This is a genomic window from Photobacterium kishitanii, from assembly GCF_003026355.1.
GTDB classification, from domain to species: Bacteria; Pseudomonadota; Gammaproteobacteria; order Enterobacterales; family Vibrionaceae; genus Photobacterium; species Photobacterium kishitanii.
Window position 1 is genome coordinate 397,330 of sequence record NZ_PYON01000003.1, and the last position, 11,995, is coordinate 409,324.

Genomic DNA, 11,995 nt, shown 5'->3' on the forward strand with positions numbered 1-11,995 from the left:
ATGAACAGTAACAAAATAATGCGTCAATTTGCATTAGTGTTGCTGGTTGGTGCGGCGACCCAGGCGGTCGCCGCTCCTGCTTCAGCAGCTAATTTACAAACTTTAGAACGTATGCTTGAAGCGCAAGGGCAATCGCAATTACAGGTTCAACGTCAGTTAGATCAAATGTCTGCTGATCTTGATAATATTCGTGGCAAAGTAGAGCGTAATAGCTACGATATTAAGCAGATGAAAGAGCGTCAACGACAATTGTACAATGATGTCGATCAGTTAAGTCGTCAGCCTGTAAAAGCAGCACCAGCGGCTAAAGAGACAACTAATACACCGACAGAAGCATATTCTAAAAATATGGGTGAGAATGATGCTTATCAGAATGCGGTGAATTTGATCTTAAAAAAGAAAGACTATCAAGGAGCAACCCAAGCCTTTCAGTCTTTCTTAACTTCTTATCCTGATTCTGTATATAAGCCAAATGCGAGTTACTGGTTAGGACAGCTCTATTTTGCTCAAAATGACTTATCGCAAGCAGCAAAGAATTTTGGAGTAGTCGCAAGCATTAAAGACTCAAGTAAGCGTGCGGATGCATTATTAAAGCTAGGTGTTATCGCTGAACGTGGTAACGACACAGTAAAAGCTATGTCTTATTATACTCAAGTCGTAAAAGGGTATCCTAATTCAACTAGCGCTAAGCAAGCTCAATCTGCATTAACTAATTTATCAAAACACTAAATTTATCGTTATTGATAGATTTAAAGCCTACAGAGATGTGGGCTTTTTTTTTAATGTTTTTTTGGTATGATCACCTAGATAAATGAGTAGTTTTACTACTTATCTTAAGGTTAATACTATGGATAGTTGGAGTTCTTGTGTTAGATAAAAAAAAGATAGCGTTATATTCATTAATTTCTATTTCAGGCTGGATTTTTGCGGCTTATCTGATGTTTATGCATCTACATAATGATCGTACATTAATTAACGATAAGATAACTGAGAATGCGTACAACATTGTTTCTCAGTCCTTACAAGACAAGAAAACAGACCAAGAAATTGTTGCGCAAATGCAGTTATGGTTTGCCGATGGCTGGACAGCACAGACAGGATCAGTGACTACAATTTGTGATAATGATCGCAGTAAGTTTAAGAAGATTTTATCTGATTCTTCAATCACTACTATTTGCCGTTTACATATCTAGTTTTAGGGTGATTATGATGAATAAGTCAATATCAGCGTTATTAGTCTTATTGGCGCTATCTGGTTGGATAACAGGTGGAATATTTTCATATTATTCCAAAGTTAATGATGATTACGTAACAAAAATGGCAGGAGAGAATGCGTTTAATATTATCGAGCAATCGTTAAAAAATAATCACACAGAAGCCGATATACTTGCACAGATCCAGAAATGGAAAAAGGATGGTTGGACAGCTCAAACTGGCTCAATTATAACGTTGTGTAACCTTGATCCCCAAAAGCTAGTTGATTGGGTAGGTAAAAATAATATAACGAAGATATGCCATCAAGAAGAATAGGTTAGCATATGGACATACCAACATTCATATTGGTTGTTCTGTTTTGTTGTGTAGCAGTTGTCTCTTATCTTTATTTATTGCAGGTTTTTTTAGCAAAAGAGCAGCTGCTACAATTTGATGAAAGCACTAAAACGGTGTATTTCAGTGGACAGAAAGTGATTTCTGTTCGAGGTGGGAGCGGTAACTATCGTTTCATTAAGTATATTTTTGATAACGTTGGTAGGCCTATCTCTGTGGCTGAACTCGAAAAAAAAGTGTTTTTTGGTCAGAATGTAAACTTAGTAAAAGTACTGAGTAATACACATTTACCCAAAGAAATTATCACTATTTTTTTTAGTGTTTCTAAAGACAGTCTAACCTTCAAAAATAAAGCCTTTCTCAAATGAGAAAGGCTTCCGGCTTAAGTTATAATTATATGCCGTAAGGGCTAGTTTGATGACAGTTATAGACATTCATCAATGTCTCACCTCTTCTACAGGTAGTTAAATCTTTGCTTTAAAAGCGATAAAGCATTATTTAATAGACTAAGGTTTAAAACTGTGATCAATGTCACTATTGTTTTTTCTGAGATGTTCTCAGAGGATTCTCAGAATAAAGTGACGTAAAATTCACTTTTATATAGACGCTCAAGGTATATTTTGTCCTTTTTGGGTGTATCTGCTTGTTAGTGAGTGTTTATTTGTTGAAGGTGAAATTTCGAAATTCACAGGTATAATAACTAAACATGTAAGGAATGCTGACGAGCAAATGAATAATGAATATTGCATTTGATCCATCGGAAATGGTCTATCCGTTTCCCCCTAAACCTGCTGTCTTATCGGATAATGAAAAGCAGGTTTATATTAAAAAAATTAAGCAGCTGCTACAGGACAATAATGCTGTACTGATTGCTCACTATTATACTGATCCCGAAATTCAGGCCCTAGCTGAAATAACCGGTGGTTTTGTTGGTGACTCGCTTGAAATGGCACGTTTTGGTAATCAACACTCAGCAACAACCCTGATTGTTTGTGGGGTAAGATTTATGGGTGAATCGGCAAAAATATTAACGCCTGAAAAAACGGTATTAATGCCGACGTTAGATGCTGAGTGTTCACTCGATCTTGGCTGTCCTGTTGATGCATTTACAACATTCTGTGATGAACACCCCGATCATACGGTAGTCGTTTATGCTAATACTTCTGCTGCAGTGAAAGCACGTGCTGATTGGGTTGTTACATCGAGCATCGCTTTAGAAATTATTGATCATTTAGACAGTGAAGGCCGTAAAATCATTTGGGGGCCAGATCGTCATCTTGGCGGCTATATTCAAAAACAGACTGGCGCCGAGATGTTGTTGTGGCAGGGGGAATGTATTGTACATGATGAGTTTTCAGCGCAAGCACTAAAGCAGATGAAACATCTTCATCCAGATGCTGCTATTTTAGTACACCCAGAGTCACCGGCAAGTGTCGTCGCATTGGCTGATGCTGTTGGATCTACTAGCCAGTTAATCAAAGCTGCAACAACATTGCCTCAAACTAAATTAATCGTGGCAACCGATAAAGGCATTTTCTTTAAGATGCAACAAATGGTGCCAAATAAAGAATTAATTGAAGCTCCAACTGCGGGAGCTGGCGCAACTTGTCGTAGTTGTGCACATTGTCCGTGGATGGCTATGAATGGATTAAAAGCTATTTATACAGCTTTAGCTGAAGGTGGCCAACAGCATGAAATTTTTGTGGATGAAGCTGTTCGTTTAAAATCGCTCATTCCTCTTAATCGAATGCTTGATTTTGCTGCTGAGTTACAGTTAAAAGTTAAAGGTAATGCGTAAGTAGTCACTTACTTAATGTAAAAGAAAAGGCGATTCGATCTATTACTATTACTAGTAAAAGCATCGATTCGCCTTTTTATTATCGTATTAGATGACAGACTATTGGGCCGCTACGAGTTGTGCACCACGTTGAGTTAGACCGCATAGCATGACAGGAATAGCGTTGAATATTTCTTCAAATTGCGCGAGAGCATCAGCATTTTGTTCTTTTAGTGCCTCTAATGCGGTTTCTGGATCAAATAACAAACTAAAAGACAGTAATACACCACCAAGTAGCGCGTTATCTTCACTATCTGGTGGCATAATAGTTTCCCAATCATCACGTGCTAATTGCCATCCTTGAAGCATACCCTCACAGAAGTTGCTGGTTGCTTCAGTTACAATTTGGCTATCGTCTAATGCACAGCCATCAGGCCATTGCCAACTACTTTCAAATAATGCAGCACGTGCTTCGTTCCAGATCTCGATGATTGCTTTTGCGTAAGTTTCTAAGTCATCATGATTTTCAAAAGGTGATGTTTCTTCGCCACCCCACATAAATGCTAGCCATTCAGTTGGATCTATAAGGTGCGGTGCCGCTGCCATTGCTGTTACAAAGCCGCGAGTTTGTGATTCAGATAGCAATTGCTCTGCTAGTTGAGAGTTTTGCAGGATAGTACTTAGTTGTGAAGGCATAAAACAATCTCAGTTTAATAATGATTAACTGTTCAGGTGCATTAACTATACATGCATAGCTGAACTTTATACCAGTATTGTAACAGTCTCTTGATAACAACCTAGCAATGGTCGAATATATTTGTCCATCTTGCAGTATAAAAAATGCACGAAATACTTTTGCTGAGATTAAATTGCTTATTTTTGATTTTAATTAAAACACGGTGACTTCACAAATAACATAATCTTCAATTACTAAGCAGATTGATATTGGTAAAACAGATCAACGAGTGATGTTATTTACTTATAGTTAAGGTTGAGTGATGTATAGCGAACAATTAATGATGTTATTAGCAGTATTTGAACGCGCTGCATTGATGTTGATGACATTATTTTTATTAACGCGTACGCAATTGTTTCAATCAATCGTAAAGAAAACCCATCGACGGCCTGTTGAAACAGCAATGATTTCGTCTTTGTTTATTTTATTTGCCGTATTTAGCACTTATACCGGCTTAAATGTAGACGGCTCATTAGTGAATGTGCGTATTATCGCAGTGTTATCAGGGGGCATTATTTTTGGGCCGTGGATTGGTATTCCTGCAGGTATTATTGCCGGTATTCACCGTTATTTAATCGATGTTGATGGTCCTACATCTGTTGCATGTTTGATTACGAGTATTTTTGCTGGATTATTAGCAACATGGATCCACTGTAAATGCGCTAAAAAGAATTATGCCTTACTTGGTATTCTTGCTGGAATGTGTTGTGAAATGTTGACAATGGTACTAATTGTGGTGCTATCTCATAACAAAGTTCAGGCTTATAATATTGTTTCTCATATTAGTTTACCGATGATTGTGGGTACATTATCGATTGGGCTAATTATTAAATTAGTACAAGATCTTGATGAAGAAAAGGATCTTATCGCTGCTCAACAAGCGAAGTTGGCGCTTGATATTGCTAATAAAACCTTGCCTTATTTTCGAATTAATACTCGCCATGCTTTACAAAAAGTATGCAGTATCATTCGGTTTTATACGGGGGCAGATGCGGTTGCAATAACCAATACTCAAGATGTACGTGCTTATGTTGGCCGTGGAGAAGAACAATTTCTAGATGCCCACCATAAAATTAGTCAAATGACGCGCCAAGCAGTAGAAAGTGGCGAGCAAATCATTAGTAATAACCTCAATGTACATAACTTTCATTCATTGCTTATTATTCCCTTATGGGAAAATGGTGAGGTTAGTGGCACGCTTAAAATATTTTATTGCCAGCCCGATCGTATTCGAATGTCGTTGCGTGAAATGGCAATTGGATTATCACAAATAATATCAACCCAAATGGAAGTCTCACGGATTGAGCAACTAAAGCAAATGGCTTCAAAAGCCGAATTTTCAGCATTACAAAGCAAAATAAACCCTCATTTTTTATTTAATGCACTCAATGCCATCTCTACCCTAATTCGAATTCGTCCCGATGATGCTCGGCTGTTGATTGCTAATTTAGCGGATTTTTTACGATACAATTTAGAACGAGATGTAGAGCTAATTGATATTCAGGAAGAAATTCAGCAAGTACGGGATTATGTCGCTATTGAGCAAGCCCGTTTTGGCCCAAAACTTGAGGTGGTGTTTGATATTGATGATGTACATCCGCGCGTGCCGTGTTTGTTGATTCAGCCTCTGGTAGAAAATGCTATTTTGCATGGTATTCAACCATCACGAGTGGCTGGTAAGGTACTGATTTCGGTTAAAAAAAGTGTTGGCAATGTGGTTATTACTATCACAGATACTGGGGTTGGTATTGATCAACAAACTATTGATAAATTATATCAAGGTAAAATAGACTCACATCGCATCGGACTAAATAATGTTCATCAACGGCTATTATTATTATTTGGCGATGGTTTGCATATTCGTCGCCTTGAGCAAGGTACGACCATGAAATTTTATGTAAAAGAACAGGATTAGTACCATGAAACTAAACGCCCTGATCGTCGAAGATGAATATTTAGCACGTGAAGAATTAACTTATCTAATCGAAAAACATAGTATAATTAATATTGTTGCCGCTTTTGATGATGGTTTAGATGCCTTTAAATTCTTGCAATCTAACAAGGTTGATATTGTTTTTTTAGATATTAATATCCCGTCAATTGATGGTATGTTGTTAGCGCGTAATATTGCTCAATTTTTACATAAACCTCAAATCGTATTTACTACTGCTTATAAAGAATATGCGGTTGATGCCTTTGAATTAGAAGCGGTTGATTACTTATTAAAGCCACTTAATGAGCAACGAGTTATGGGACTATTAACTAAATTACACACTCGTGCCCAAGATAAAGAACCTCAACAACCACCAACGAATATACGTAGTCAAACTATCAACTTAATGCATAATAATCGTATTCATGTTACTGCTATTAGTGACATTTGTTGTGCTATTGCGCATGAAAAAGTTACTCATGTTTATACATCCGAAGGGTGTTTTATTGCGCCGGTTACGATTAGTGAATTAATGCTTCGCTTGCCCGCGAGTGACTTTTTTCGCTGTCACCGTTCTTATTGTATAAATATTAATGACGTTAAAGAGATTATTCCGTGGGTTAATAGTACTTATATGATAAAACTTGCTGATGTTGAGCAGCATATTCCTGTTAGTCGCAGTAATTTAAAAGCCTTCCGTGTCTTAATGCAGTTGTAAATAACAGTATATTGTTAGCGGTTATAATGCATTTCATGCCGCTATATTGCATTTTATTCCTCATAAGTTACCACTGATTTTATTGTTTTATCATCCTCTTGTTATATGTGGTTATTGTCGTATTTTGGTGACCAGCACCAAGGTATGACACAAGGTTACCTTGAATATTTTCATCGTAAGAGGGCATTGCCATGACCAACCAACTTACCCATCGTAGTCGTTATTTCACGTTACTGGGCACTATCATTACTCAGTTTGCTTTAGGCTCTGTTTATACCTGGAGTTTATTTAATGCTCAGCTTGCTGGTAAGTTATCTGAACCCGTAAGTCGTGTTGCTTTTTCTTTTGGGATCATGAGCTTAGCTTTAGCTGTCGCTTCATCAATGGCGGGGAAAATGCAGGAGCGATTTGGGGTGCGTAATGTAACTCTTGGCGCTGGCGTCTTATTTGGAGTGAGTCTTTTGCTTACTGCGCACGCTTCAAATATATGGCTACTTTATATCTTTGCTGGCTTTTTGATCGGTTTTGCTGATGGTACCGGTTATTTAATGACATTATCTAATTGCGTTAAATTTTTCCCCGAGCGTAAAGGTTTAATTTCTGCCTGTGCTATAGGTGCTTATGGATTAGGTAGCTTAGGTTTTAAATTCATTAATATGTATTTCCTTGAACATAATGGCTTAGAGAGCACGTTTGATTACTGGGGCATTATTGCAATGGTCATGGTTATTATCGGTGGCTTAATGATGAAAGATGCCCCTAAACTGCAAGTATCTGCCACAGAATCAGCTGCTGATGTGCGTGATTTTAGTCTTGCACAATCAATGAAATGTCCGCAGTTTTGGATGTTAGCATTAGTCTTTTTAACTGTTTGTATGAGCGGTTTATATGTTATTGGTGTTGCTAAAGATATCGGTCAAGGTTATGTACACTTATCGTTAGACGTTGCTGCTGCGGGTGTGGCTATTATTGCTGTGGCTAACTTAGGCGGGCGTTTAGTACTAGGGGTGCTATCAGATAAAATTGCTCGTACCAAGGTTATCGCAATTGCATTGATTGTGTGTTTAGTTGGCGTGTGTGCATTGCTATTTGCTCATCAAAGTATGATGAGTTTTTATGTTGCTGTCGGCTGTATTGCCTTTAGTTTTGGTGGCACAATTACCGTATTCCCATCATTAGTCAGTGACTTCTTTGGTTTAAATAATCTTACCAAAAATTATGGCATCATTTATTTAGGCTTTGGTATTGGTAGTTTTATTGGTTCAATTGTTGCCTCTATCTTTGGTGGCTTTATCGCAACGTTTTACTTGATGTTTGCACTACTGATTATTTCACTAGTGATTGCATTAACGATTAAGTTACCTAAGTTGCCGAGTCAAAATATCGCATAGAATATTATAAATCACCTTAATAATATAAGCCCAAACCCGTTATGGTTTGGGCTTTTTTATACCAATAAAATACCACTATCGGCCGTATAGGGATGATTATTACATTATGGTAATAATCAATTGTGAACTAATGGGCTAGTGTCAATTGTGAAAATAATTAAAAATACCTTATAGATTTTTAAATAATATGAAAAATAATTAATAGAATAAGGTGTTATATTTATGGATAAGATTATTATTAGCCCAAGTAAATATGTTCAAGGTGAGAATACGATTGCAGCGATAGCAGCTTACGTAAAGCCATACGGCAACAATCCAATGGTTATTGCTGATGATTTTGTTACGGAGTTAGTCGGTGAAACAGCGGCTCATAGTTTTATTGATGCTGATATGCAGTTTTCAATGGAATTATTTGGTGGTGAATGTTCACGACAAGAAATCGATCGGTTACAAGTTAAAATTGATGATGATCGCAATGATGTCATTATTGGCATTGGTGGTGGGAAGACATTAGATACAGCAAAAGCGATTGGTTTTTATAAAAAAATCCCAGTTGTTGTTGTTCCTACTATAGCCTCTACAGATGCTCCAACAAGTGCATTGGCTGTCCTTTATACCCCTACTGGACAATTTGATCAGTATTTAATGATTCCAACTAACCCAACGATGGTTATTATGGACACGACCATAATTGCAAAGGCACCGGTACGATTATTAGTTGCAGGAATGGGGGATGCTTTATCAACTTATTTTGAAGCTCGTGCAAATGCAGCATCGGGTAAAGCAACAATGGCTGGCGGTGCACCGACATTATCAGCACAAGCATTGGCTAAATTATGCTATGAGACCTTATTAGCTGATGGTTTGAAAGCCAAAATCTCAGCAGAGAATAATTTACCATCTAAAGCCTTGATGAATATTATTGAAGCAAATACTTATTTAAGTGGTATTGGTTTTGAGAGTAGTGGTTTGGCGGCGGCACACGCTATTCATAATGGTTTGACTCAACTGGAAGAAGCTCATCATCTATTTCATGGCGAAAAAGTAGCTTTTGGTACATTAGTTCAATTAGCATTAGAAAATACACCATTAGAAGAAATTAATACGGTTATTAATTTCTGTCATCAAGTAGGTTTACCTACTAACTTATTTGATTTGGGTGTGAAAGATATTGACCTTAATAAGTTGATGGACGTTGCTATTGCATCTTGTGCTGAAGGTGAGACGATTCATAATATGCCATTTATAGTGACGCCTGAAGCTGTAGTTTCGGCGATACTTACTGCACACACATTAGGTTTAAAAAAATAATATTATGCTTCTACTTATGCTTCTACTTATGCTTATTTAATAAGTAGGAGCGTTATTTTATACGCAATGCTAATTTAAAAATATAATTGCATTTGTATTCATTAATTTTTTATATATGTAAATTCAATGATTTTACATACATAAAATAATTAAAGTTTGGTGTAATATATCAATGAATATTAAAAATAGAATTATAAAAGAAAGTATTGCTGAGTTTATAGGTACTGCGTTATTAGTTTTTTTTGGGGTTGGTAGCGTTGCAGCATTAAAACTTACTGGAGCTACATTTAGCCATTGGGAAATTAGTATTATATGGGGGTTAGGGGTTGCTATAGCTATTTATTGTACAGCTGGAATATCAGGAGCACATTTAAATCCGGCTATTACTATAGCACTTGCGACATTTAATAAATTTGATAAAAAGAAAATACTACCTTATATATCGGCACAGTTAGGTGGCGCTTTTTTTGCTGCTGCTATTATTTATGGTATTTACGGTAGCTTGCTAAATAATTATGAAATAACTCACCATATTATACGTAGTGGCTTATCTGGTCTTGATACTGCATCTATTTTTTCAACTTATGCTCAACCATTATTATCAACGCAGTGGGCTTTTATTATTGAATTGATTATTACAGCAATATTGATGTTTTCTATTTTAGCAATAACGGATGATAGTAATGGTATTGCTAATGGGGCAATGTCGCCATTGTTGATTGGATTAGTTGTGGCAATTATTGGCGGATCTGTCGGGCCATTAACAGGGTTTGCGATGAACCCCGCAAGAGACTTCGGACCTAAACTATTTACATTTTTTGCGGGGTGGGATTGGGTAACTTTTACAGGAGGTAGAGATATTCCTTATTTCCTCGTGCCATTAGTGGCACCAATTATTGGTGCTTTATGCGGAGCATGGCTATATTCACATATTGCGACGCCTTATTTATCAGAGATAAAAACAGTATAAATAGGGAAGTATATTTGTAATATATATCTAGTGGGTATATTTGTAACCAGATAATATGTAAAGATATTTTATCAAAATCACAACTAGATAAAATGACTGTTAATAGAAGATATTGCAGATAATAAATCGGAACTGAATTTAAAAATAGTACCTTATTTCGCAATAAAACTGTTCTAATGCGCACATAAACTGCATGGTGTTATTTGAATGGTTTTAAGTAACGTTTGCCATGTTAATATTGGTTGATTTTGCTAGGGTAAGGGAAGTGAATGTCTGTTATTAAAGTGCCATTTAAGGTGAGAAATGCTGCTGCAGATATATTTGCAATGGTGGTATTTAGCTTTATTACAGGGATGATGATTGAAGTTTTTATTTCAGGCATGTCTTTTGAACAGTCATTAGCATCACGTACGTTATCCATACCGATTAATATTGCGATTGCATGGCCTTACGGTATGTTTCGTGATTATGTTATTGGTTGTGGTAGTAAACTTTCTCCAACGCGATGGATGAAAGGAATGTCTGATATGGTGGCATATGTGGTATTCCAGTCACCTATTTACGCTTGTATCCTATTTGCCGTTGGTGCTAATAAAGAGCAAGTGATTGCAGCGGTAATGAGTAACATTTTAGTCTCAGGTGCGTTAGGAGTGGTTTATGGCCAGTTTCTTGAGTTATGCCGTAGAATGTTCCGTGTTACTGCAGCGGCGCAACCAATAATTTAAGCACTATTAGTATTATTGATATCAATTAAAAGCATCCTTGGTGATGCTTTTGTTGTTTTTAAAATATGATAAACAATGATTTTGGTATAAGAACAGCACGAATTGCAGCATAAGCCAGCAAATAGAAAAAAGTCACATAAAAAGCCTTGACCCTGATCCCATAAATCATTACATTACACGCCGTCGACAAGCAAAGCGTTGTTGGCAACAATGTGGTGAGGTGTCCGAGTGGCTGAAGGAGCACGCCTGGAAAGTGTGTATACGGCAACGTATCGAGGGTTCGAATCCCTCCCTCACCGCCATATCTCTTTTAAGAGATATAAAATTGGAGAGATGGCTGAGTGGTTGAAAGCACCGGTCTTGAAAACCGGCATACGTTTATAGCGTATCTAGGGTTCAAATCCCTATCTCTCCGCCACATTCAAAAAAGCCGCTAATGAAAATTAGCGGCTTTTTTACATCTGAATAAATTGGTTTCCGTTATTCTCTACTACGAATACCAATCCTTAATCGTCATCATTTCCTATCGTGAAGTACGAGCGCTGATAGGGAATCGATTATTAGCGCGTTATTGCTGTTTTTATTGGTATTTAATAGTGCGATGAGTAAATTGTAGTTAGGGTTCAAATCCACTAATCCTCAAAGCTGCTCCGCGACATTCAAAAAAGCCGCTAATGAAAATTAGCGGCTTTTTTATATCTGAATAAATTGGTTTCCGTTATTCTCTACTACGAATACCAATCCTTAACCGTCATCATTTCCTATCGTGAAGTACGAGCGCTGATAGGGAATCGATTATTAGCGCGTTATTGCTGTTTTTATTGGTATTTAATAGTGCGATGAGTAAATTGTAGTTAGGGTTCAAATCCACTAATCCTCAAAGCTG

The 11,995-nt window shown here is 37.0% G+C and carries 12 protein-coding genes and 2 tRNA genes; 13 read left to right on the forward strand and 1 reads right to left on the reverse strand.

Translation table 11 applies throughout. The features are described 5' to 3' along the window. The 5 genes from ybgF (at window position 1) to nadA (ending at window position 3,346) form a co-directional block, all read left to right on the forward strand. Window positions 1-729: a tol-pal system protein YbgF gene (gene ybgF, locus C0W29_RS05790; RefSeq protein ID WP_045044337.1), complete on the forward strand. Its 729-nt coding sequence runs from the start codon at window positions 1-3 to the stop codon at window positions 727-729. A gap of 137 nt (window positions 730-866) precedes the next feature. After that, window positions 867-1,193, forward strand: coding sequence for a hypothetical protein (locus C0W29_RS05795; protein ID WP_045041638.1), 327 nt, complete (start codon window positions 867-869; stop codon window positions 1,191-1,193). 16 nt (window positions 1,194-1,209) lie between these two features. Further along, window positions 1,210-1,530: a hypothetical protein gene (locus C0W29_RS05800; RefSeq protein WP_045044338.1), complete on the forward strand. Its 321-nt coding sequence runs from the start codon at window positions 1,210-1,212 to the stop codon at window positions 1,528-1,530. Between the two features lie 8 nt (window positions 1,531-1,538). Beyond that, on the forward strand, window positions 1,539-1,916 hold the full coding sequence (locus C0W29_RS05805) for a hypothetical protein (RefSeq protein WP_107174089.1): 378 nt from the start codon (window positions 1,539-1,541) through the stop codon (window positions 1,914-1,916). Between the two features lie 368 nt (window positions 1,917-2,284). Beyond that, window positions 2,285-3,346, forward strand: a complete 1,062-nt coding sequence (gene nadA, locus C0W29_RS05810) for a quinolinate synthase NadA (RefSeq protein ID WP_045041635.1) — start codon at window positions 2,285-2,287, stop codon at window positions 3,344-3,346. A gap of 99 nt (window positions 3,347-3,445) precedes the next feature. On the opposite strand, the gene C0W29_RS05815 is transcribed toward nadA, so the two are convergent. Then, window positions 3,446-4,021, reverse strand: a complete 576-nt coding sequence (locus C0W29_RS05815; RefSeq protein ID WP_036795390.1) for a UPF0149 family protein — start codon at window positions 4,019-4,021, stop codon at window positions 3,446-3,448. Window positions 4,022-4,323: 302 nt separating this feature from the next. Between C0W29_RS05815 and C0W29_RS05820 the strand changes: the two genes are divergently transcribed. From C0W29_RS05820 to C0W29_RS05855, 8 genes are all read left to right on the forward strand, one after another. Next, entirely contained in the window at window positions 4,324-5,976 is a 1,653-nt protein-coding gene (locus tag C0W29_RS05820; protein WP_045044339.1) for a LytS/YhcK type 5TM receptor domain-containing protein, read from the forward strand. Window positions 5,977-5,980: 4 nt separating this feature from the next. After that, window positions 5,981-6,712 (forward strand): LytR/AlgR family response regulator transcription factor, encoded by a 732-nt coding sequence (locus C0W29_RS05825; RefSeq protein WP_107174090.1) that lies wholly within the window; start codon window positions 5,981-5,983, stop codon window positions 6,710-6,712. Between the two features lie 191 nt (window positions 6,713-6,903). Beyond that, window positions 6,904-8,103: an OFA family MFS transporter gene (locus C0W29_RS05830; protein ID WP_036795387.1), complete on the forward strand. Its 1,200-nt coding sequence runs from the start codon at window positions 6,904-6,906 to the stop codon at window positions 8,101-8,103. A gap of 222 nt (window positions 8,104-8,325) precedes the next feature. Beyond that, entirely contained in the window at window positions 8,326-9,414 is a 1,089-nt protein-coding gene (locus tag C0W29_RS05835; RefSeq protein ID WP_045044340.1) for a glycerol dehydrogenase, read from the forward strand. A gap of 166 nt (window positions 9,415-9,580) precedes the next feature. After that, window positions 9,581-10,384: an MIP/aquaporin family protein gene (locus C0W29_RS05840; protein WP_045044341.1), complete on the forward strand. Its 804-nt coding sequence runs from the start codon at window positions 9,581-9,583 to the stop codon at window positions 10,382-10,384. A gap of 269 nt (window positions 10,385-10,653) precedes the next feature. Next, complete coding sequence (locus C0W29_RS05845; RefSeq protein WP_045041630.1) at window positions 10,654-11,109, forward strand: L-alanine exporter AlaE; 456 nt, start codon at window positions 10,654-10,656, stop codon at window positions 11,107-11,109. A gap of 214 nt (window positions 11,110-11,323) precedes the next feature. Next, window positions 11,324-11,411 (forward strand) — tRNA-Ser (locus tag C0W29_RS05850). A 25-nt stretch (window positions 11,412-11,436) separates the two neighbouring features. Next, window positions 11,437-11,527 (forward strand) — tRNA-Ser (locus C0W29_RS05855). The last annotated feature ends 468 nt before the right edge of the window (window positions 11,528-11,995 follow it).

Excerpts from the sequence above, each read along its gene's own strand:
- ybgF (WP_045044337.1), top strand. The coding sequence starts at position 1 with ATGAACAGTAACAAAATAATGCGTCAATTTGCATTAGTGTTGCTGGTT.
- C0W29_RS05800 (WP_045044338.1), top strand. The coding sequence starts at position 1,210 with ATGAATAAGTCAATATCAGCGTTATTAGTCTTATTGGCGCTATCTGGT.
- C0W29_RS05805 (WP_107174089.1), top strand. The coding sequence starts at position 1,539 with ATGGACATACCAACATTCATATTGGTTGTTCTGTTTTGTTGTGTAGCA.
- nadA (WP_045041635.1), top strand. The coding sequence starts at position 2,285 with ATGAATATTGCATTTGATCCATCGGAAATGGTCTATCCGTTTCCCCCT.
- C0W29_RS05815 (WP_036795390.1), bottom strand. The coding sequence starts at position 4,021 with ATGCCTTCACAACTAAGTACTATCCTGCAAAACTCTCAACTAGCAGAG.
- C0W29_RS05820 (WP_045044339.1), top strand. The coding sequence starts at position 4,324 with ATGTATAGCGAACAATTAATGATGTTATTAGCAGTATTTGAACGCGCT.
- C0W29_RS05825 (WP_107174090.1), top strand. The coding sequence starts at position 5,981 with ATGAAACTAAACGCCCTGATCGTCGAAGATGAATATTTAGCACGTGAA.
- C0W29_RS05830 (WP_036795387.1), top strand. The coding sequence starts at position 6,904 with ATGACCAACCAACTTACCCATCGTAGTCGTTATTTCACGTTACTGGGC.
- C0W29_RS05835 (WP_045044340.1), top strand. The coding sequence starts at position 8,326 with ATGGATAAGATTATTATTAGCCCAAGTAAATATGTTCAAGGTGAGAAT.
- C0W29_RS05845 (WP_045041630.1), top strand. The coding sequence starts at position 10,654 with ATGTCTGTTATTAAAGTGCCATTTAAGGTGAGAAATGCTGCTGCAGAT.